Annotated in this window: 14 protein-coding genes; 13 read left to right on the top strand and 1 reads right to left on the bottom strand. The window is 64.4% G+C overall.

All coding sequences use genetic code 11. From position 1 onward, the window contains the following. The 5 genes from BM355_RS12710 to BM355_RS12690 form a co-directional block, all read left to right on the top strand. Positions 1 to 307: integrase core domain-containing protein (locus BM355_RS12710; RefSeq protein ID WP_143109502.1), on the top strand; the 307-nt coding region annotated here is incomplete at its 5' end. Positions 308 to 321: 14 nt separating this feature from the next. Continuing rightward, entirely contained in the window at positions 322 to 2,376 is a 2,055-nt protein-coding gene (locus tag BM355_RS12705) for a GmrSD restriction endonuclease domain-containing protein (protein ID WP_245760814.1), read from the top strand. A gap of 170 nt (positions 2,377 to 2,546) precedes the next feature. Continuing rightward, positions 2,547 to 3,674 (top strand): hypothetical protein, encoded by a 1,128-nt coding sequence (locus tag BM355_RS12700; protein WP_218154348.1) that lies wholly within the window; start codon positions 2,547 to 2,549, stop codon positions 3,672 to 3,674. A 188-nt stretch (positions 3,675 to 3,862) separates the two neighbouring features. Beyond that, positions 3,863 to 4,354, top strand: coding sequence for a GNAT family N-acetyltransferase (locus tag BM355_RS12695; protein WP_091699229.1), 492 nt, complete (start codon positions 3,863 to 3,865; stop codon positions 4,352 to 4,354). A gap of 113 nt (positions 4,355 to 4,467) precedes the next feature. Continuing rightward, positions 4,468 to 5,673: a YbfB/YjiJ family MFS transporter gene (locus tag BM355_RS12690; RefSeq protein WP_091699227.1), complete on the top strand. Its 1,206-nt coding sequence runs from the start codon at positions 4,468 to 4,470 to the stop codon at positions 5,671 to 5,673. Between the two features lie 517 nt (positions 5,674 to 6,190). Here the strand turns inward: BM355_RS12690 and BM355_RS14190 are convergent. After that, positions 6,191 to 6,385 carry a hypothetical protein gene (locus BM355_RS14190; protein ID WP_143109507.1) on the bottom strand — a complete coding sequence of 65 codons (195 nt, stop codon included), beginning with the start codon at positions 6,383 to 6,385 and terminating at the stop codon, positions 6,191 to 6,193. A 441-nt stretch (positions 6,386 to 6,826) separates the two neighbouring features. On the opposite strand from BM355_RS14190, the gene BM355_RS14185 reads away from it, so the two are divergent. From BM355_RS14185 to brxL, 8 genes are all read left to right on the top strand, one after another. Continuing rightward, on the top strand, positions 6,827 to 7,684 hold the full coding sequence (locus BM355_RS14185; protein ID WP_143109506.1) for a hypothetical protein: 858 nt from the start codon (positions 6,827 to 6,829) through the stop codon (positions 7,682 to 7,684). 783 nt (positions 7,685 to 8,467) lie between these two features. Then, positions 8,468 to 8,656, top strand: a complete 189-nt coding sequence (locus tag BM355_RS12670) for a helix-turn-helix domain-containing protein (protein WP_091699221.1) — start codon at positions 8,468 to 8,470, stop codon at positions 8,654 to 8,656. A 128-nt stretch (positions 8,657 to 8,784) separates the two neighbouring features. Further along, the gene (locus BM355_RS12665; protein ID WP_143109505.1) at positions 8,785 to 9,540 is read left to right on the top strand and encodes a BTB/POZ domain-containing protein; all 756 of its coding nucleotides are present in this window, start codon (positions 8,785 to 8,787) and stop codon (positions 9,538 to 9,540) included. Then, a complete protein-coding gene (locus BM355_RS12660) occupies positions 9,537 to 10,094 on the top strand; it encodes a BREX protein BrxB domain-containing protein (protein WP_091699217.1) in 558 nt (185 codons plus the stop codon). Before BM355_RS12665 ends, BM355_RS12660 begins: the two co-directional genes overlap by 4 nt. Beyond that, positions 10,091 to 13,546: a BREX system P-loop protein BrxC gene (gene brxC, locus BM355_RS12655; RefSeq protein ID WP_091699215.1), complete on the top strand. Its 3,456-nt coding sequence runs from the start codon at positions 10,091 to 10,093 to the stop codon at positions 13,544 to 13,546. The genes BM355_RS12660 and brxC overlap by 4 nt, the downstream gene beginning before the upstream one ends. 2 nt (positions 13,547 to 13,548) lie before the next feature. After that, positions 13,549 to 16,731, top strand: coding sequence for a BREX-1 system adenine-specific DNA-methyltransferase PglX (locus BM355_RS12650; RefSeq protein WP_091699213.1), 3,183 nt, complete (start codon positions 13,549 to 13,551; stop codon positions 16,729 to 16,731). Continuing rightward, a complete protein-coding gene (gene pglZ / locus BM355_RS12645; RefSeq protein ID WP_091699211.1) occupies positions 16,728 to 19,061 on the top strand; it encodes a BREX-1 system phosphatase PglZ type B in 2,334 nt (777 codons plus the stop codon). Before BM355_RS12650 ends, pglZ begins: the two co-directional genes overlap by 4 nt. Next, positions 19,058 to 21,115 carry a protease Lon-related BREX system protein BrxL gene (brxL, locus tag BM355_RS12640; RefSeq protein ID WP_091699208.1) on the top strand — a complete coding sequence of 686 codons (2,058 nt, stop codon included), beginning with the start codon at positions 19,058 to 19,060 and terminating at the stop codon, positions 21,113 to 21,115. The genes pglZ and brxL overlap by 4 nt, the downstream gene beginning before the upstream one ends. Positions 21,116 to 21,937: the final 822 nt, after the last annotated feature.

Here is a 21,937-nt window from a genome sequence, read left to right as displayed (position 1 = left end):
CCCCGGAGTCTTCCAAGACATCGACCACGCCCAGACCTGGGTCACGGACTGGGTCTGCTGGTACAACACCGAACACCGCCATTCCGCTCTGGCCGGATACACCCCAGCCTCCATGCACGACGGGAGCTGGACACAGCAGGCGGCGGCCCGGCAGCAAGCCATGCACGCTCACTACCGGGCACATCCACGCCGCTACCGCCAGGAACCAACCGTCCTGACCCCACCAGCTCGGGCCACGATCAATCTCGCCAACGACGGCTCCCGACTGAAGCTACCCCCGACCATTCACACCCTCATATCCCACTAACGGTTCACAACAGGTTGACACCCGTCGGCACGTACAGCTGGACGGAGAAGGAGTGTGCGCAGCTCTGGGCGGACGTCATCCGTGCCGGCCAGAATGATGACACGAACGCCCACTTCATCGGGTCGGTGGTCTACATCGAAAAGGGGATCTACCAGGTCTCCAGCCAGTCTCCGCTCCTGGTCATTGATGGACAGCAACGCCTAACCACCGTGACGCTGCTGCTCGAATCCCTGTGCCGCCACCTGGGCGACCGTGAACCCCTGGAGGGCTTCTCGGCGAAGAAGCTGCGCAACTACTACTTGCTCAATCCTCTGGAAGACGGGGACAAGGCTTTCAAGCTGCTGCTGACTCAGACCGATCGGGACACCCTGATCTCCCTCGTGCAACAGCGCCCGCTTCCGCAGGAACACTCGGTGCGCGTCCAGCAGAATTTCGACTTGTTCGACCAGAAGGTACAGGGCCTCGGATCCGATCTGGAGGTCCTGTGCCGGGGCTTGAGCAAGTTGATGATCGTCGACGTTGCGCTCAGCCGGGAGCAGGACAACCCCCAGCTGATCTTCGAGAGCATGAACTCCACCGGCCGCGAACTCAGCCAGGCGGACCTGATCCGCAACTACGTGCTGATGGGTTTGGAACCGCACCACCAGACCGAGCTGTACAAACATCACTGGCGCCCGATGGAGCTCGAGTTCGGCCAGGAAAGCTACGGCACTTACTTCGACGCCTTCATGCGGCACTACCTGACCGTCAAGACCGGGGAGATCCCGAACGTCCGCGCGGTGTACGAGGCGTTCAAGAGTTATTCGCGCCGGAAGGACGTCGCGGAGGCCGGAGTCGACACCCTGGTCAAGGACGTGCAGTGCTACGCCGGGTACTACTGCGCCATGGCCTTAGGCAAGGAAGGCGATCACGCGCTCAAGGAGGGCTTCCAGGACCTCCGGGACCTCCGGGTCGATGTGGCCTACCCCTTGCTTCTGGAGCTGTACCACGACTACGCGCAGGAGGTGTTGCCGCGGGAGGACTTCCTGCGCGCCCTGCGCCTGATCGAGTCCTACGTCTTCCGGCGCGCGATCTGTGCCATTCCGACCAACTCGCTGAACAAGACCTTCGCGACGCTCGGCCGGAGCCTGAAGAAGGACCGCTATTTGGAGAGCCTGGAGGCCAATCTTCTCCTGCTGCCCTCCTACCGGCGCTTCCCCAACGATGAAGAGTTCCGCCGGGAACTCCAAACCCGCGACATGTACCACCTGCCCCGGCGCAGCTACTGGCTTCGCCGGCTGGAGAACCACGGCCGCAAGGAGCGGGTCTTCGTCGATGAATACACGATCGAGCACATCATGCCGCAAAACCCCAACCTCTCGGAGGAGTGGCAGCACAACCTGGGCCCCGAGTGGGAACGCGTTCACGCAGCGAAACTGCACACGATCGGCAACCTCACCCTGACCGGCTACAACAGCGAATACAGCGACAAGTCGTTCAGCCAGAAGCGCGACATGCCCGGCGGCTTCCGACACAGCCCGCTGCACCTGAACCGCGGGATTGTCGCCGTGGACCACTGGGGCGAAGAACAGATCGAGGCCCGAGCCGCCGAGCTCTCAAGACTCGCGGTCGCGGTGTGGCCACTTCCCGACGTCGAGGCCAGCCTGCTGGACGCCTACCGTCCGAAGCGGACCGGCTACGGACCGTCCAGATATGGACTCGAGGACCACCCGCACCTGTCCCCCGGACGGCCCATGCGCCGCCTCTTCGATGCCCTGCGGTCCGAGCTGCTCGCCCTGGACCCCAACATCGGGGAAGAGATCCTCAAGCTCTACATCGCCTATAAGGCGGAAACTAACGTGGTCGACATCGTTCCCCAAGCCAGTCGACTGCGACTCTCCCTCAATATGCCTTTTCCCGAACTTCTCGATCCCAGGGGAATGGCCAAGGACGTGACCAACCTGGGCCGATGGGGCAACGGTGACGTGGAAGTGGGCCTGACGACCATGGACGACATCCCATACGTGGTCGGCCTGGTGCGGCAATCCCTAGAACGTCAGCTCAGCAACGGAACTTCTGATGCCGACTAGCTCTAGCTCGTGAGGACACCACGTTCAACCCACCGGCCCCACATTCAGCTGGGAGGCGTCACTGCGACCGGCGCCGACAACGGCGCCTACGTCTGTGGAACACCACGCCCGATGGACACCAGATAGCGTCATCGGTGTGCTTATGCCAACCCCACTTGGGAGGACTTGCCGTGCCCGAAAATCTGATTGACGCCAATGATCCCGACCGCGAGGTCGTCGAGCATGATCGAGCCAAGCTGCAGGAGTTCATCACGACGCTGAGCCCGGATGACATCAAGTCGGGCGGTTGGTTCACCAAGCTCCTCGCTCGGGCCCTGAACTCCTACACCGAAAAGGTCTCCTGGGAGTACTTTCAGGAAAAGTACGAGGGCGTCCCCGCGGACGCCATCGTCGACCAGCGCATCAAAATGGCAGCTCGGTATGCCGCTCTCGAAGGTGGGCTCTCCGCCGGCGCGTACACCGGGACCATCGCGGCCACCATTGGGACCCTTGGTGGGGCCAGCCCCGCCACTGTCCCGGCCGCCATTGCGACCGTCATGATCGACGTCGCGTTCCTCACCCAGCTCCAGCTGCGCCTGGCTTACGACGTTGCGGTCCTCTACCGAATCCCGCTCGATGTGTCCGACCCCGAGGACCTGTGGAAGCTCATCCGGGTGGCCTTCACCATCAAAAGCGGGGAATTCGCCCGCGAGGGCGTCATTAGGGTGGTCCCACCTCTCGTGCGGCAGCTCATCAAGAGATACTTTTCCGGACCGGTCCTGGTTGCCGCCCGGGGACTGCCCTTCGTCGGGAAGTTCCTCCTGCAGCGCAACGTCATCAAGATTGGGATCCCCGTGGTCGGGGTTCCCCTTGCGGTCGTGGTGAACCGCTACACGACGCTGCTCGCGGGACGGCACGCGCAAGCCGTCTTCCGGAACGAGGCGCGGGTGATCGAACTCGCCGAGGGCCTGAGCAAGCGCAGCCAGCATCCGCAGTTGATGCTGTGGGTCGCCTGGCTCGTCATCATGGCTGACCAGAAGATGGCCGACGATGAGGCGCTGTTGATGCGCCACTTGGTGCGACTGGTCCGGGACCAGCATCAGGTGGTCGATGAACAGTTTGCTCACCTTGTTGATCTCGAGCCGACCGAGGTGTGGCGACGCCTGGATGCCGAGGCGGGGGATCTGAGCGACGTCATCGACGTGGCCGAGCGGGTAGCCACGGTCGATGGTCCCGTCAACAAGGCCGAGAAGGCACTCGTCGCCGAGCTTCGCGACCGCATCATGCGCCGTCAGGGAACCTCTAGCAGCGCGGTCTAGACCGCTGACAGCTTCAAAAATCGACGGCACGGCGCTCAGAAGTCACCGGCATGAAGGTCAGAAGCGAACGGGCCTGCCATCGACTTTGCCTCAACAATGGTTGACCGGTTGAGACCGCCGTCCTTTGATGAGAAGAACGAGTGAGCGCCAAGCTGTGACTTTCGCGGGTGACGGGAAGATGTGAGGCCATGATTGCACCTCGAGTCGAGCTCGTCCCGGTGGACGAGGACGTCTTGGAGGAGCTGGTCTGTGTCGCGGTCGACGACGCTGATCCCGATGAGGTGACGCCTCCCCTGGAGCCCGGCCGGGGCCCTGCTCGGGTGGGGTGGCTGCGTGATTTCCATCGCCGGTGCCGGTCGGGGCTGACCGGTGGCGACCAGCTCACCGGGGCCGTTCGCGTCGACGGCCGTGTGAGCGGTTCGATCCGCCTGGAGCGCCTCCCCACGGGGGACCTCGAGTACGGTCTCTGGCTCGCCCGCGCGGCCCGCGGACGGGGACTCAGCCATCTCGTGCTCGACCTCGTCGCCCAACGGGCCGTGGAGGCCGGGGCGCATCGGATCCTCGGGCGCAAGACGGCCGACAACGGTCCCGCGGTAGCGACCCTTCGACGCGCCGGGGCGGTGATCGAGATTGGCCCGGGCACCGAGGTGTCCGCGATCATCGACCTGGCGAGGGGCTGAGCAGCCCTTGTGGGGCAGCCCTTGACCGCCGCCACGGAAATCAGCCGCTCCCCCTCAAGGCCACAGACGGGCGATCAGCCGGGCCCGGCCAGGCCCGCCGTTAACGTCGGGCCATGACTGAGCCCCGCACCTCCCGCGCGGTCTGGACCGCCCTCGGGCTCGCGGCCGGGCCGGTGTCGGCCTTCGCGTTCGCCCGGTTCGCCTACGCTGTGCTGTTGCCGCCCATGCAGGCCGATCTGGACTGGTCGTATGCCACGGCAGCCCTGCTCAACACCACCAACGCGGCCGGGTACCTCGTCGGGGCCATCCTGGCCGCCCGCGTCGGACGGGTGCTGGGGGTGCGCCGGGCGTTCCTCACCAGCATGCTGGTCACGGCCGCGGCGCTGGGTGCCTCCGCGCTGACCACGCTGTTGCCGGTACTGCTCGTGCTGCGACTGGCCGCTGGGGTGTCCGGGGCGGTGACCTTCATCCTCGGGGCGGCGCTGACGGCGGCCCTGGCCTCGCAGCTCGTCGCCGGGCCCCGTACCGCGCACCGTTCGGCCCTGCTGATGGGGATCTATGTCTCCGGTGGCGGCATGGGCGTGGTGGTGACCGGCCTGCTGCTGCCGGCCGCCCTGGCCTGGTTCCCGCCGGAGTCGGGGTGGCGCATCGGTTGGGCCGCGCTGGGCATCGCCGGCGTGGCGGCCTGGCTGATCGCGGTGCCGGCCGCGCGTCGGACCCCGGTTCCACCCCCGCGTGGGGCCGGGTCACGCGCCCCCGTGCGGACCCTGCTCCCGTTGCTGGCCGGCTACACGCTGTTCGGCGCCGGGTACATCGCCTATATGACCTTCATCGTGGCCCTGCTGCGCGGCCGGGGCGCCGGGGACGGGGAGGTCGCCGTGTTCTGGATCGTGCTGGGCCTGGCCGCGATGGTCGGCGGGTTCGCGTGGTCCCCGGTCATCGGGGCATTGTCCGGAGGCCGGGCTCCGGCGCTGCTCATGGTCGTCGTTGCCCTCGGAGCGGGACTGCCGCTGCTCGCGGACCACCCGGCGCTGGCCCTGGGGTCGGCGGTGCTGTTCGGGGGGACGTTCCTGGCCCTGGTGGGTGCGGTGACGCACGCGGCACAGCGGGTGCTGGACCCGTCCCAGGTCACCGACGGGATCGGCACCCTGACGACGGGGTTCGCAGTTGGTCAGTCGATCGGCCCGGTACTGTCCGGGGTGGCCTCGGACTCGGCCGACGGGGTGCAGGCCGGCCTGGCCCTGTCTGTGCTGATCCTGCTGGTTGGAGCCGCGGTCTTCCTCGGCCAGCGCCCCCAAATGGCCCACGCCGGGAGTTGAGGCCGGGAACAGCGCTGGGACAGGCTTAGGGGCGTCGCCAGTCGTCGCCTTCCATCTGCGCCCCGGCCATCGGCCCCATGGTGAGCATGCCTCGGTCGACGGCCCAGGACGCGCCGTCGACCGACCGGCCTCGGGGCCGTACAGGAAAGCCACGGTGGCGGCGACCTCCCGCGCATCCCCCGCCCTGGCCACGGGGACCCCCGGGTGGTGCTTGCCCTCATCACCGTCCGAAATCGACGGCACCAACGTCGGAAGTCGTTTGCAAACCCCTCCAGCTGCCTCAATAAACGTTCCTTCCTTGCGAAGGAGGTCTGGGTCGCAGCAAACAGTGCTTCTCGAGACAGCGTCGAAGAAGTGCCGACCGTCAGTCGGCGGGCCTCCGAGGTCAATGTCCAGGTCGGCCGGCGCCGAATGACGACTCGCATGATCTGCTAACTCGTGCCCGTAAGGGGATCGGCCTACGGGACTTCGACCAGCGCAGCGCCACCTAGTCTGCGACGACCCGCTTCTCGGCGGGTCACTTGTCGCCGGTTGCCGCCGGTGTCTCGATGAAGCGGTCGAGCGCGGTGAACACGCTCAGTGCGACCGGCAGCGTTGCTGAGACGCCGACGAGCCACGCCCACCCAGTGCTGAGGCCCGTAAGCCCGGGCGCAGCACTGACGGCCATGGCAGCGGCACCTGCCCACGCGATCAGGGTGATGGTGTTGATCAACAGCCACCGCATAGTTGCGAGAGGGAGCTGTGTGGGTTCCCTGGGTGGGGTGCTCTCGGCTGTTGGGTCGATCGGGTCTAGGGTGGTCATAGCTGGCCTCTCTCTGCACATCAGCGGGTCTGGTTTGCTTGACGGCTCGAGTCCTGACCGACTCGGGCCGTCCTTGTGCCACAAGACTGTGTGACTGCGAGCATTGTGTCCACTAGACTGAAGCGACGGGTTGACCCGCCAGCAAGGCATGTCTATAGATTCGCTTAAACGGTAAGGTTACTGGCGGGTCAAAACGTTCAGAACAAAAGGTGCAAACTAGTGTCGACTAGGGCCGAGAAGCTCCACGATCAACTCGAAGGCCGTCGCCTCCGCCTTACACGGATTGGGAAAGACCGGATTGAGACGGCCACGGGGCACCTGAATAGCATCCGCAGGCCTGCTCCGCTGAAGGTGCGCACCGGTTTCGTTTACCGGCAACACGACCCTTCCGCTGCCGATTACAGCGATCGAAGGGTTCCGCCACCTGCAGCAAGACCTCCAGCAACACGGTTGTTGTCGCCGCGTGGGAGTGCACTGCGCCTGGAACTGATCCTGCTAGGCGTCGCGCAGCGCCGAAAGGCGGGAACTGAGTTCCACAACGACCTGCTTTTGACGCCTGGGTACACACAGGACAACTCGCCAGCATGGGTTCAGCTGATCACTACCCCCGCGCAGTACACGAGCGCCGGTGAGTTCCGCGCCACTCCCCTTACCAAACGGGCACGCAGCCTGGCTGCTGCCCTGGATGTTCTTTCAGACGCCGGCTTAATCGACTACCCGCGGGCTGCAGATGCAAGAGGAAAGCGCGAAGGGTTTCTCCTCATGGACGAGCGTGCGGCGTCCCCGACGGACCGGATGACGTACCGGGTGCCCACGATGAAAGAGCCAACTGTCCGGGTGCCATCGGGGTTCTTACACCACGGTTGGGTGCATGTTCTAGAAGATTCCGAGATCGCTCTTCTGCTGATGGTGGCGTGCGGTCGGGGCACACTCCCGGACCCCGAGGGTTGGATCGCTATCCCCGCCGGGGAGCGGTTGCTCAACTACGGCCTCAGCCGCGACGCATTCAGTGCGGCGCACCCGGTACTCAAGGAGATGGGCCTTCTGGAAGTCCAAAGCATCCGGCGTCACAGCGACGGCCAGGTCATCGACTTCTCCACCGAAGGACCAAGTCTCCACCGGCTCAGGATTGTACCTGATGGGTTCGAGCAGAACGCCTATGACTGCGCCCATGAGGCATTGGAGCGTCTGAACTCACCGCGGAACTGAATGTCACGGCACCGACGGAACCGGCGGCTTCCATCGATCCTGTCGAGAGGGGGCCGTACGGTGCTGGTCCTCGCCACGACAGCGCTCCGATCAGCCTCTCCGGATGTCCGGGAAGAGGAACCCCCACCGGCCACTCCTACCTCTGACCCGGGCACACTCAAGCACGCCTCGCGGGGCGTCCCGCAGGCCCCGCCCAGTGGCCCGTCCCGGTGACGGGGCGGGCGCCATACGGCACGCCCTGGACAGGGCGGCCGAAGCTGTCGATCCATCTCTCGAGCGCTGATCAGCTGATCCCGCTCCCGACCTGTCCGAGCACGTTTGCCGGTACGCGGCTCGCTTGCAACGGTCTGCGTAGAACGCCCGGATGGACCGCTCAACGGGCCTTGATCATGGGTCCATTCATAACGGGCACCCGTTACACCGTCGGGGACAAAACGAGACGGAATGCACCTTGGTGCCAGAGGTGTGATGACTGATCTTGTGTTCAGGGGCTGTGCGCAGATCAGGGGAGGTATGTCAGTCAGCGAGGGAGAGCACGCGACGCCTGCAGGCGTGGATGTGGGAGGTTGGAAGCGGGGGTGGCGCGCGCCTCTCGGGCAGACGGATGTGTACGTTGTCTCGTGATCTTGTCTCGAGGTGGAGGCCTTGCCGATTCTCCGGCGGCATTCGCCCGTAGCCCCCGTTTGGTTAGGCCACGCACGGACAGACCCAACTCAAACGGCAAACTCCCGATACGATCGAGGGTGTTGGCTTTCTTGGGCCGAAGATCGAGGGAGGATCAACGTGGCTGAGCCGTGGCTGTCCGCAGACGACATAGCCGCCCACCTCGGGATCACCAAAGACACCGTCTACACCTGGATCGCCGAGAAGGCCATGCCCGCCCACAAAGTCGGTCGCCTCTGGAAGTTCCAGACTAGTGAGATTGACGACTGGGTCCGCCGTGGCGGTGCGGTAGGAGAAGACGCCTCATGAGTGCTCGAATATCGGAGGCTCCTGTTGGAATGAGGCCCTCAATGGAGTCCATCACGCGGCAGAGTCGAAATGCAGAGCTGTGGACAAACGATGTGATGTGCACGTGGGAAGGGAGGAATCACCTGCAGATGACGAGTTCCCGTATCGCTGAAAACCATTTCACCCTCGGCACGCTGCGGACGACCGCCAGCCACACGATCGGAATTCCCCACCTAGTGGAGCTTCTTCGCGAGGTGCCGCCGAATGCGCCCGTCGAGCAGTACCGCGACTCGATAGTTGACGAGAACGTCCTCGGCCGTCCGACTCAGGCCGGTCGGCAGCGTTCGTTCCGCCACCTGCGCGAGTTGTACTTCCTTGACCCGAGTCGGCCAGAGTTCGCGGCACTGCGGTACTTCTGGGACATAGACCCATCTTCACGCCCGCTCCTTGCGGGGCTCCTTGCTTTCACCCGTGACGAGGTGCTCCGCGCTTCGTTTGATGCGATTGCGAACCTCCCCTTAGGCTCGAGCGTGACGTCGGCAGACCTCACCGCTGCCGTCGCCGCAGTGTTCGGCAACGAGATGTCGGAGTCGACGCTCGGCAAGACCGGCCGTAACACCGGAGCCTGCTGGACTCAGACCGGACACCTCGCGGGTCGCGCCAAGAAAGTGCGCACCGGAGTGGAATCCCGTCCGGCAGCCATTGCCTACGCGGCCCATCTGGGGCACCTGGCCGGCGGGCGAGGACTCGGCGTCCTCGACAACCCGTGGTCGCAGATCCTGGGGATCGCGCCCGACCGCACTCTGGAGGCATTGCGCGACGCGCACACCCAAGGTCTTCTCGACCTGCTCGTGGCGGGCAACGTGGTTGACGTGTCGTTCCCGGCCCTCGGCGGTGCCGCATGAGTCGCGTCTCCGATCTTATCGACGCCTACAAGGCAGAGTTGTCCCTGACGTGGAAGGACAACGTCTCGGGCGGTGAGCGGGTGTGGATGCTCGTCTACCCGCCCGATCTGGAACGCCAGATGCGCCATGCGCTGCCGAGCATGGAGTTGGCGACTACGCAGGCGGGCCGCGGCTGGGTCGTCCTCGACGTCACCGACGATTTCGGGCGCTGGCTGTCGTCGCACCGGCACGCTGAGGCGTTCTACGAGGAACCGAGCGACCTTACGCAGTCGATCCTCGATCAGTTCGAGACGACGCTGGTCGGGCGCATCCGGGAAGCCCTCAGATTGGCTCCTGCGAACGCTGTCGTGGCACTGGTCGGCATCGGCTCGATCTTCCCGTTCTTGCGTGCTTCGAGTGTGATCAAGTCCGTCGATTCCGCTGTTACTGGACGCCTCCTCGTGCTCTTCCCGGGGCTTCACGACCCGGAGACTCATTCATTCCGCTTGCTCGACGCGCGTGACGGGTTCAACTACCGCGCCCGCGTCCTTGATCCGCAGAAGGACCTCGCGTGACGATTAACAACAACTTGTTCATCCGGCCTCCGCTGAGCTTCGAGATACCGAACGACGGTGTCACCAACGTCGATCGCCCCGAGGACTCCAATCAGTGGGACGTTCTGAAGTACGAGCTGGAGAGCTTCGTCTGCGAGGGCGAGTACGAGCACGGCCTCCAGCGGATCCTCGACTCGTACACCGGCCATCGGAACCGGACGACGCAGCCTGCCGTGTGGGTTTCCGGCTTCTACGGCAGCGGTAAGTCCCACCTCGTCCGTGTGCTTCAGCACCTGTGGGCCGACACGAAGTTTCCGAACGGTGCGACGGCGCGCGGCTTGACCAACGTCCCGCAGGGCATCCAGGACCAGCTGACGGAGTTGACGACGCTCGGTCGCCGGGATGGTGCCGCGCCCTGGGCCGCCGCGGGCGCGCTCGACCGCAGCGGCGACACCCTCAACACGGTGTTCCTCTCCATCGTCCTCGGTGCGGCTCGCCTGCCCACGCGCGTCGCGCCCGCCCAAGTGGCCCTGTGGCTCGCGGGCAACGGGCACCTCGACACCGTCCGCGCCCACATCACGGCCAACGGAGGCGACCTCATCGAGGAGCTGGGCGAATACAACCTCAGCACGCTGCTCGCGGATGCCATCCTCGCCTCAGACCCGGAGTTCGCCGCATCGGCCAGGGAGGTGCGTGCCGCCCTTCGCAGCCAGTTCCCGCCGGACACCCGCTCATTCTCCACGGATGAGACCATCTCGCTGCTAAAGAAGATCCTTGTGTACGTCGGCGGCGGCCAGATCCCGCCGGCACTGATCGTCCTTGACGAGGTGCAACAGTACATCAGCGGCGACGGCGGCCGCGCGATGGAGGTGCAGAACCTCGTCGAGTCGGTGTCCCGCGAACTAGATGGTCGCGTAGTGCTCGTCGCCACAGGCCAGCAGGAGTTGACAGCCGACTCGACGCTCCAGAAGATACAGGACCGCTTTACTGTCAAGGTCGTGCTCAAGAACCAGGACGTCGACGCCGTCGTCCGCCGTGTGCTGCTGAGCAAGGAGCCCGCTAAAAAACCCGGTCTCGACACCGCTTTGGCGTCAGTCGCGGGGCAGATCTCCCGGCAACTCATCGGGAGCAAAATTCAGCACACCGCCGAGGACGATAAGGACCTCGCTGAGGACTACCCGCTGCTCCCTGTGCGCCGTCGATTCTGGGAAAGCGTGCTCCGCCAGGCCGACGCCGGCCGCGCCGGGCAACTGCGCTCACAGCTCCGCATTGTGCACGAGGCGAACCGCAAAGCTGCGCCCGAGTCCGTGGGCACGGTGGTTGGTGCCGACTTCCTCTACGCCCAGAAGAACGAAGACTTGAACGGGGCAGGGCTACTCCTCAAGGAGACGCAGACGCTGATCCATGAGCAGGGGCAGAAGAACGCACTGCGCGGGCGCATCCTCGGCCTCATCCACCTGATCGGCTTGCTCCCGACGTCGGGTCACGGTGACATAGGCGTGCGAGCCACGGCAGACCACTTGGTCGACCTGCTTGTCGAGGACCTTGCCCACGATGGCGACCGGCTTCGGCAGGAAGTCCCTGCCGTTATCGCCGCGCTCGCCGACGAGGGTGTCCTCCAGCAGGATGGCGAGGAGTTCCGTCTGCAGACAAAGGCGGGCCGCGAGTGGGACGAAGCATTCCGCAGACATCATGCGCAAGTAACCGAGAGCGAAGTGAGCACCGAGCGCGACTCGCTGCTGCTCTCGGAGGTCGGTCGGTCGCTGCCCGCTTCGATCCAGCAGGGGCGTGCTAAGGAGTCGCGCAAGCTTGCCCTGCACGCCGACGCCTCGCTCCCGCCCGACTCCGAGGCGATCCCGGTGTGGCTGCGCTCGGAGTGGGACGAAGGAATCACAGCGAAGCAGTTCGATGAGGCGGCCCGCAGTCTCGGCATCGACTCGCCGATCGTCCTCGTCCATCTACCCCGGTTCCAGGCCCCCGCGGTCGCGGCGGCAGTCCGCAACAAGCTTGCCGCACAGCGAGTAATCGACCAGCAGGGGATCCCACAGGACGACGAGGGCAAACAGGCTCGGAGCGCGATGCAGACGCGACTCAACCGCGCAACAGACCAGGTGAACGTCCACGTCCGCGACGTCATCTCCAAGGCCAGCGTGCTTCTCGGTGGCGGGACGGCACCAAGCGGGGTCACCCTGCGCGAAAGGATCGAAGCGGGCGCGCAGGACGCCGCGACGCGTCTCTTCCCGCGGTTCACCGAGGCCGACGACAATCGCTGGCCGCAGGTGATCGCCAGGGTCAAGAACGGGTCGGCGGCAGACGCCCTCAAGGCCGTCCAACACGACGCCGACCCCGAGCAGCATCGTGTCGTCAAGGAGGTGCTCAGCCACATCGGTTCGGCCGGAACCTCCGCAAGCAACGTTGAGAAGGCCGTCACATCGAAGCCGCTCGGCTGGCCGAGAGACGCGCTCATGGCCGCCCTCGGAGTGCTCCTCGACACTGGGGTGATTCGCGCGACGCTCAATGGCAGCGACGCGACTACTACTGACCTACTCAAGCAGACCCGTCTCGGCAACGTGCAGCTCCGCCGAGAGGTCACAATTCTCAAGCCGGCCGAGAAGATTCAGGCACGCCAGGTGCTGAGCACCCTTGGGTTCGCGACCGACAACGACGGACTCGTTTCGGCGGTCGACCAGGCCGTGAAGTCGCTCGTGCAGCGCGCGAAGGACGTGAGCGGACCGGCGCCACTCCCAGACATCAGCGTTCCCAGCAACATCCAGGTCATCGTGAGCAGTTCCGGCAATGACCGTGTGCACGCCTTGCTGAGGGCGAAGGACGACCTCACGAGTTTCAACGACAAGCTCGCGGAGTATGAGCGGCGGCGCGAGAGCCGGATGCCTTCACTGGAACTGGCGCGTGCGCTCTCCACATTCTCTGGCGGATTGTCGGGCGTGTCGGCCGTCCGTGACCGTCTCGACGCACTGGTCGCAAGCCGTGATCTCCTTGCCGACGCCGACCCTGTCGCGCCGATCGTCAAGGATCTGGCCGATGTGCTCCGCGACGCGATCCATTCAGCCGCTGGCGCGTTGAGGGATGCTCGCAAGCAGGCTGCCGAGGGCCTCGAAGCGCAGTCTGCGTGGAAGGCACTTGACCAGGCGCAACGCGCGGCGCTCCTCGCAGAACACCACCTCACCCCCGAGTCGGAGCCCAACCTAGCCGATCCCTCTGCAGTTCTGGCGGCGGTGCAGGCGCGACCTCTCCAAGGTTGGACTGCTGAGCTAGACGCGATCCCACAACGCAGCTCTCGCGCTCTAGAGGCAGCTCTGCGGCTCACAACCCCTGCGGCGACGACCGCCACGGTCACCGTGTCAACGGTGAGTCTGAGCAGCACGGATGAGGTCGAGCGGTACGTCAACGAACTGCGGACGCAGCTGCTCGCCGCTCTGAGCAGCAATGACACAGTCGTGGTGAGGGGCTGACTATGGCCACGGCAACGACCACGGTCCTGAACCCTGACCAACGGCGCTTCCTTGACTCCCAGACGCAACGCGCCCGCGAGGCGGCACAGCGCGCGGCCAAGGATGCCTTGCGCGCACTCGCGGTCGGTGAGCCGAGCCGGCCCGCCTACGTGAGCGAGGAGCAGAATAAGCTGCGCCTGGCGCTTCGCGACAAGGCGCGGCAGCTCGGCGATGACACCTCGAGGGCGGGCGTGCCCTTAACGAACCTCGTTCATGACGTCGCTTACGAGCAGTGGCACCGCTTGCTGTTCGCGCGCTTCCTTGAGGTCAACGGACTTCTGCGACATCCCGAGTATCGCGACATCCCGTTGTCCTTGGACGACTGTGGCGATCTAGCGCCCGACCTCGGCGAGCCTGACGCGTGGGCCGTTGCCGCTCGCTTCGCATCGGAGATCCTCCCCGGTGTGTTCCGTCTGACCGACCCTGCGGTGCAGGTGCGATTCGCGGCCGAGCACCGGAACGCGCTGGAGCGTCTCCTGTTGGAGATCGCGGCCGAAGTGTTCACAACCGAAGACGCGCTCGGCTGGGTGTATCAGTTCTGGCAGACGGCCGAGAAGAAGCGGGTGAACGACTCCGGTGTCAAGATCGGTGGGGCCGACCTATCTCCCGTGACGCAGTTGTTCACCGAGAACTACATGGTCCGCTTTCTACTGGAGAACTCGCTCGGCGCATGGTGGGCGGCACGGCACCCTGAGTCGCCGCTCGTCGGCTCATGGGAGTACCTCCGCCGCAACGACGACGGCACCCCTGCCGCGGGTTCATTCGGCGACTGGCCCGAGCGCGCCGCCGATGTGACCGTCATGGACCCCTGCTGTGGTTCCGGCCACTTCCTGGTCGCTATGTTCGGGATGCTCTGGCGTATGCGTGCCGAGCAGGAGGGGCTGACACCTGCTGAGGCACAGGACGCAGTGCTCCGGGACAACCTGCACGGCTTGGAACTCGACCCGCGCTGCACGCAGATCGCGACTTTCAATGTCGCGCTGGAAGCGTGGAAGCAAGGCGGGTTCCGCGAGCTTCCAACACCTCAAGTTGCATGTTCGGGGGTACCCATTCGTGCGTCACGGAGTGAATGGGAGTCACTCGCCGGTGGAGATTACGAGCTTCGGAAGGTGATGATCCGTCTTCACGGATTGTTCCGTGATGCAGACTCGCTTGGATCGCTAATCGACCCGCGACCGGCCAACGAGCGCGATGGCGGGCTTTTTGGTCGGGACCTCATTGCTGGTGTCGAATGGAACGAAACGCGAGCGCTCCTGACGAAAGCTATCTTGGCGGAGTCGAGGACTGCCGCCGTCCTGGGGAATGCGGTTGACGATGTCGTGCACGCTGCGGGCATGTTAGGGCGTGATTACGTACTAGTCGCAACGAACCCGCCGTTCCTATCTTCCAGTCGCCAGTCAGACACTCTGAAAGAATTTACTAAGGCTGTCGATGGTCCGGCCAGCGGCAACCTCGCGTACACGATGTGGCGTCGGTGGAGCGGGTGTGGCACGGCCTTCGTCATTCCACAGAACTGGCGCTTCCAAGTCACCTACTCCACCCTGAGAAAGGAAATCCTGAGCCAGGACGACGGCCATTTGGTGGCGGCTCTCGGGGTGAAGGGCTTCTCGACGAGTATGTGGGATTTCAATTCAGACCTGGTCATAACGTCCCCTTCCCGCGTCCGTTCGCTGGCAGGAGTCGATGCTGGACACGGGACTAACCCAACGGAAGTCGCCGACTTCTTGAGACGAGGTCCCCTTGTGTCGGTCTCGGCAGACAGCCAGATCACGAATCCCGATCATCGGATCACGCTGACGTCGATCAATCGATCCGCACTACTGGCGGCCATCGCTACTTCTTCACAAGGCGTGACTACGGGGGACAACCCACAGTTCATTCGCAAGATGTGGGAGGTCCAACTTCCCAACTCAGAGTTCCGTCCCATCCAAAGTTCGGTTAGTGGAACAGCTCCGTTTGCTGGCCGAGACCAGATCATTTGGTGGCAGAAGGATGGAGCGGCACTGATTGGAAATCCTCAAGCCCGTATTCAGGGAAGTGCAGCATGGGGCAAGCGCGGAATCGCTGTTTCACAGATGGGCAATCTGCCTGTGACTCTTTACACGGGTGAGATCTTCGATATGAACGCGGCGGTTGTTGTCCCACACGATGAATCCGATCTGCCGGCACTGTGGGCGTACCTGTCGAGCGCGGAGTACGCGCGCGATATTCGGGCAGTGGATTCAAAACTCAATGTGACCAACGCGACCCTCGTGAAGGTGGTATTCGACCGCGATCGTTGGCAGCAAGTGGCTTCTCAGACTGGACCGCTACCGCACCCATACACGGACGACCCCACGCAGTGGCTCTTCCACGGGGACCCCGTGGATTCCTCTCAGCCGCTCCAAGTCGCTGTCGCCCGCGTGCTCGACTACCGCTGGCCCAATCAGAAGCCGGACGAACTTGATCGGTTCGCTGACAGCGACGGCATCGCCGCCCTGCAACCACTTCCCAACGAGCCGGATCTCTCCACTCGTTTGCGGGAACTTCTTGCAGCTGCCTACGGCGCCGACTGGTCCAGCAATCTCGAACGCCAATTGGTCACTGATGCCGGCGGCAAGAACGGCAGGCTCGAGGTTTGGCTTCGCGACACGTTTTTTGGTCAGCACGCGAAGATCTTCGACAACCGGCCGTTCCTTTGGCACGTCTGGGATGGGCGGAAGGATGGGTTCTCAGCGATCGTCAATTACCACAAGCTCGACCGTCGGACGCTTGAAAAGTTAACTTTCACGTCGCTTGGCGCGTGGATCGACCGACAGAAGCACGAGGTTCGCGCAGAACGGCCTGGTGCCGAGGCGCGTCTGGCCGCGGCTGAAAGTCTCCAGCACAAGCTCAAGCTCATCCTTGAAGGCGCACCGCCCTTTGACCTCTATGTGCGGTGGAAGGCCTTGGCTGAGCAGTCAATCGGTTGGGACCCAGACCTTAACGATGGCGTACGGCTCAACATCCGACCGTTCGTCACCGCCGGCGTTCTCCGGTCGAAGGTAAATGTGAATTGGCGGAAGGACCGCGGGAAGAACCCCGACGGGTCTGAGCGGCATAACGATCTTCATCCGACGCTCGATGAGCGCCGCGCATCCCGGCGTCAGGCAGAGGCTGCCGAATGACACTCGTCCGTGCCGTAATCGCCAAAGCCCTCCGTGATGCCGCGGCCTTCAACGCGGGGGCGAACTCTGCCCCGGCGTCTGTCCTATGGGCCGACCCCGAGCGCACATGGGAGCCGGTGATACGTAGCCTTCAAGAGGCAGTGCCCATTCTCGTTCTCGGCGAGTACGACCCTACGACTGCGCAGGGCCCGGCGCTCTGGCTTCGAGCCGTTCTTGCCTCGCCCGAGTCAGCAGAGCTGCCGCCCTATCTTGCCGAACGCGACAAGCGGAACCCCTGGGTGCTCTATCTACCCGGTGTCAGCCGAGAATCCGTGGCCGCGGCATCGGCCCTCAATGATCCTCTCGCGCCGCTCGCCGAGGTCGCGATTCGCTCCAATTGGTGGCCCTCTGCCCACGGCCAGACGCCATGGACGCCGCACTCGTTCCTTGCGTCAAAGCAAGGTGCTGGGCTCGATATCGCGGGCGACGGTGCGACTAGAACCGCTCTCACGCAGGTTCTGGACAAGTTCCTCTTCGAGGACATTGACGACCTCAAGCGCATGGGGCGACTCGATTCGTCGCGCCTTCACCATCTCGTGCTCGATGACTCTGTGCGCACCCTCCTCGAATGGATGGATGACCCTGACACAGTGCGGGCCTCGCTTGAAGGTGCTCGATGGCATGCGCTCATTGCTTCCTGCAAGTCCGTCTACGGATTTAGCCCCGAGAAGGAGGGCACGCTCACCGCCGCCAGCAATCTCGGAAGAAGAGGGGGCGCGTGGAGCGCGGTCTGGCAGCGGTTCGCGGAGAATCCCGCCCGCTACTCGAACATCCCCGACCTTCTCGACCAAGCGCGCCCCTCTATCGTGCCACTCTTTGGAGACACCGACCCCCATCCCGATTCGTGGCCGTCATGGAATCGTGACCAGGAGGAGGTATTGCGGACTGCACTTGGTGAGCTCACGACTCACCAGAACCCAGGCGATCGGGTCAAGGAACTCGCTGCCGCACACTCGGCACGGGAAGACAATGTCTGGGCAGCCCTTGGACAGGCACCGCTCGCGCGGGCCGTTGGCCACCTCGCCGAACTGGCAGATCGCGTAGCGACTCCCTCGTCCCTAACAGACCTCAAGACTCAGCTCGCTTGGTATGTAGACGAGGGCCACATGATCGACGACCTCGCACTGCGAGCGATCGCGTCGGTCAAGACAGCGCAAGACCGGGCCGCAGTCACCGGCGCACTAGGCGTGCTATACGACCCTTGGGTCGACGAGTCGGCACGGGCTTTCCAGAAGGCTGCGATGAACAACTACACAGGGCAGACGGGCCTCGCTATTGAGCCTGAAACCGCCGTCGTGTACGTCGATGCTCTGCGCTTCGACCTCGCTACGCGTGTGGCTCGACGGCTTTCGCCACTCGTCGCTGCTGTCGAGACGCGGTTGGCGGCGTTCCCTAGTGTCACGCCGACCGGTCAGCCGGCGGTCGCTCCGATCGCGGTCGTTACGAGCGGCGGAACCGCCTTCGATGCGGCCGACGACCAGGGTCGAGCACTGAAAGGGGCGGTCCTTCGCACGGCACTTGCGCGCGCGGGCGTTCAGTTCCTTGACTGGGACGCCGCCGAGTCCGGCGACCCCAGCGGAAAGGCATGGACGCAGACGAACTCGATCGACTCGCTCGGGCATTCGCAGGGGCATGCGCTGGCCCACCTCGTTGACCATCAGCTTGATCTCGTCGCCGAGCGCGTTCGCGGGTTGCTTGACGCGGGATGGAGGAAGGTTGTCATAGTGACCGATCACGGGTTCCTCTTGCCCGGCCAGCCAGCACAGAAGGTCATCTTGCCCCTGCAGGTCACTGAAGGGGACGCGGCGCGCAAGCCGCGCGTGGCGCGATTGAAGGCCTCAGCAACGCGCCCGGACTTTCCGATCCTGACCTGGACTTGGGACTCGTCCGTCGACATGGTGAGCGCGCCCGGAACTGCGGCGTTCGAGGCGGGCCGTCTCTACGAGCACGGTGGCTTGAGCCTCCAAGAGTGCGTGATTGCTGTCGTCACAGTGACGCGCGGGGACACGACCGTTGTGCCCGTGCAGATTGAAACCGTCAGGTGGACTGGCCAGCGATGCCGCATCGACTATGTCCCCGCCGAGGCAGACATCGTCGCCGAGATCCGGCTCCATCCCGCCGATTCGTCAAGCGTCGTGGGCGGCCCGAAATCGCCCGCTGAGCCGGGCGAGGTCAAAGTGCTCGTCGATGAGGAACAGGCCGCCGGAGGGGATGTTGCGTGGGTCGTGCTTCTCGACCCGAACGGTGAGGTTCTAGTCCAAACACCAACCACGGTGGGAGGCGCCGAATGACCGAGGCGACCACGCTAGACGAAATCGACGAGACCGCAGCTTCTGCATTCGAGGGGTACGTCGTGCGCAAGGATCTCGCGCAACAGTTTAAGGGGGCATATCCGGTCCCGACATACGTGGGCGAGTTCCTCATCGGCCGCTACTGCGCCACCACCGATCCTGAGGAGATCGAAGAGGGCCTCCAAGTCGTGCGACGGTTGCTCGCCGACCGTACCGTGCGTGCAGGCGAAGAGGAGCTCTTCAAGTCGCGCGCTCGTGAACGCATGACGATTAAGCTCATCGACCTAGTCAAGGCCAGGCTCGACGCGAAGTCGAACGCTTACGTCGCCGAATTGCCGAGCCTCGGTCTTCGCGATGTGAGGATCGACGACGCCGTCGTACGGGACCACGAGCGCATGCTCACTGGCGGTTTCTACGCCGAAGTTGACCTGTTCTACGACGCTGCGATTGCGGAGGAGAGCAACGGCAAGCCCTTCGCCGTCGGCACGCTGCGTCCCATCCAGCTCTCGACCCGCGACTCACTCTCACGGCTGGCCGAAGGCCGCGCGCGGTTCACGACCAAGCAGTGGAAGCACCTGCTACTTCGATCGGTGGGCTTCGAGCCCGCACAGCTCACCGACCGCGAGCAGGACGTGCTGTTGCTTCGGATGGTGCCGTTCGTGCAGCGCAACTTCAACATGGTCGAGCTGGGACCGCGCGGCACCGGCAAGTCGCACCTGTTCCAGCAAGTCTCGCCCTACGCGCACTTGATCTCTGGTGGCAAGGCGACCGTCGCCCGCATGTTCGTCAACAACGCGTCTGGACAGCGCGGCCTTGTAGCGCAGTACGACGTGGTCTGTTTCGACGAGGTCTCCGGCGTCTCCTTCGATCAGAAGGACGGCGTCAACATCATGAAGGGCTACATGGAGTCCGGCGAGTTCTCCCGCGGCCGTGAGTCCATCCGTGCAGACGGCTCGATCGTGTTGGTTGGCAACTTTGACGTTGATGTCGCTCATCAACAGCGCATCGGCCACCTGCTCTCGCCCTTGCCGCCGGAGATGCGCGACGACACCGCGTTCATGGACCGCATTCACGCCTACCTACCCGGCTGGGATGTCCCGAAGCTCAACCCGACGTACTTCACCCACCATTTCGGTCTCGTGAGCGACTTCCTCTCCGAGTGCTGGTCGCGCCTGCGGGACCACTCACGACTCGCATCAATCCAGGGACGTGTGAACTACTCCGACGCGTTGTCTGGCCGTGACTTGTCGGCAGTTAACAAGACGGTCGACGGGCTGCTCAAGCTGCTCTACCCCGACGCCGAAGCGTTCATCTCCGACGAGGACCTTGAGTGGGCCGTGCGCATTGCGCTCGAATGTCGTCGTCGGGTCAAGGAGCAGCAGCGGCGTATCGGAGCCGCCGAGTTCCGGAACACGCAATTCGGCTACCGCATTGGTGAGGGAGTCGAGCAGTTCGTCTCGACCCCCGAGCTGGCGAGTCCCGACTCGATCTGCATTGACCCACTGCCGCCAGGTCAGGTCTGGGCCATCTCCGAAGGCAGCGGCGACGCCGGCCCCGGGCTTTACCGAATCGAGGCGGCTGACACTCCCGGTGCGGGCGCACGGGGCCTGCTCAACCAGGCCGCGCCCGCCACACTCCGTGAGAGCTTCAAGGTGGCCGAGCAGAACCTCATCGCGCAGGCGCGACACCTCGTGGGCGACCGCGACCCGCGCGAGCACAACCTCACTGCTCAGGTCCGCGCCCTCGATGCCGCCAAGACGGGAGCCGGCCTTGGCCTCCCGATCCTCCTCGCGCTTACCTCCGCCATGCTTCAGCGGTCGATGCGTGGCGGGCTAATCGCGGTCGGCAACCTGTCGCTCGGCGGCGGGGTCGAGACGGTACTGAACGCTGCGGCGCTCGCCGAGCACGCGATGGAGAAGGGCGCTTCCGCGCTGCTCCTGCCAGTGTCCGCGCGCCGTCAGCTCCTCGACGTCAGCGATGAGGTGGCGACGAAGGTCTCCTTCATCTTCTACAGCGACGCCCAGGACGCCCTCGTGAAGGCGCTGGACGAGTGAGCCGACAAATGGTCCGAGCATCCCTGTGTCCGACCGAGCGGGCGCTCTGACTCAGATCCGCGAGTAGTCCCGCGCTCTGGGTCAAGTGATGACTACTGATCGAGTATTTCAGGAACCCCGACTGCTACCCGGGACGGTTCACCGTACAACGACTTGCGACCCACGAAGCCTGGGAAGATCAGGGCACGTGGCTTGTCACGCCGCTCCTGTTGGATCTGGCGTGCCCTATGGCGTCGACGGGGTCCTCCAGGTGCTGGAGGGACGTACCCGCGTTGGGATACTGCAGGGGCGGGCACGTGGCGGCCTGCACGTGGCTGGCCGACACACCGCGTGGGCAGGGAGACGAGGGCAGTAGCCTGTTCCATCACGCTCACCAAATCAACCCACAGTCTTCCTGGTCGATCTCACACAATGCGGTACTGTCTGTGGCCATTCTGTGGCCACAGGCGCAGTAACGTCGTATCACGAGGAGGTACGAGACAGATGCAAATCCGCGTGATTCCGGGGAAGTTGGGACATACCGAGACTGACCGGAACCCGCCATTCCGGGGTCGCCGAAACTTGAAAACCAGTAGGCGGTAACCCCGTCTCAAGGGTTCAAATCCCTTACCATCCGCGTCCAGGAGCCGGAGCCCGCACAGGGTTCCGGCTCCTGCTGTCTCCGAGCTCTTGTGGTTCTCAGGGACGTTACCCAGACTTCACTCAGGTGTGGTGGACTGCATACTGTCACCGATCCGCACCTCGTCCGGCGAGACCTGCGCCGGTGAACGAGCCACGTCAGCCCCCTGACCGCTCGCACCACATCACTGGGAAACACGAGGG

The organism is Micrococcus terreus (assembly GCF_900116905.1).
In the GTDB taxonomy this organism is placed as follows: domain Bacteria; phylum Actinomycetota; class Actinomycetes; order Actinomycetales; family Micrococcaceae; genus Citricoccus; species Citricoccus terreus.
The sequence above is the reverse complement of the archived record's forward strand: the minus strand, read 5'-3'. Positions and strand labels throughout refer to the sequence as shown.

Bases quoted from the DNA above. Each gene is read 5' to 3' on its own strand.
- BM355_RS12695 (WP_091699229.1), top strand. From the start codon at position 3,863: ATGATTGCACCTCGAGTCGAGCTCGTCCCGGTGGACGAGGACGTCTTG.
- BM355_RS12690 (WP_091699227.1), top strand. From the start codon at position 4,468: ATGACTGAGCCCCGCACCTCCCGCGCGGTCTGGACCGCCCTCGGGCTC.
- pglZ (WP_091699211.1), top strand. From the start codon at position 16,728: ATGACACTCGTCCGTGCCGTAATCGCCAAAGCCCTCCGTGATGCCGCG.
- BM355_RS12665 (WP_143109505.1), top strand. From the start codon at position 8,785: ATGACGAGTTCCCGTATCGCTGAAAACCATTTCACCCTCGGCACGCTG.
- brxL (WP_091699208.1), top strand. From the start codon at position 19,058: ATGACCGAGGCGACCACGCTAGACGAAATCGACGAGACCGCAGCTTCT.
- BM355_RS12660 (WP_091699217.1), top strand. From the start codon at position 9,537: ATGAGTCGCGTCTCCGATCTTATCGACGCCTACAAGGCAGAGTTGTCC.
- BM355_RS12650 (WP_091699213.1), top strand. From the start codon at position 13,549: ATGGCCACGGCAACGACCACGGTCCTGAACCCTGACCAACGGCGCTTC.